Raw genomic sequence first — 282 nt, forward strand, 5'->3', positions numbered from 1 at the left:
AGAACGTCCAGGCGGCGCTCCCCGAGATCGAGATCCTGACCTGGGCCGGCCACTGCGAGGTGCACGAGCGCTTCACCCCGGCCGACATCCGCGTGGTGCGCGACGCCTATCCGGGCGTCACCGTGATCGCGCACCCCGAATGCTCGCCGGAGGTGGTGGCGGAGTCGGACTTCTCGGGCTCGACCGCGATGATGATGGACTTCGTGGGGCGGAAGCGCCCGCCCCAGGTCGTCCTCGTCACGGAATGCTCGATGGCCGACAACATCGCGGCGGCGAACCCCG

General features: G+C 69.9%; 1 protein-coding gene. It reads left to right on the top strand.

Annotated elements, in window-relative coordinates; all coding sequences use genetic code 11:
* Nucleotides 1–282, top strand: a 282-nt coding sequence (nadA, locus tag ACLBXP_RS26030; RefSeq protein WP_447670672.1) for a quinolinate synthase NadA, incomplete at both ends; no start/stop codon positions are given.

The organism is Methylobacterium sp. A54F (assembly GCF_053346035.1).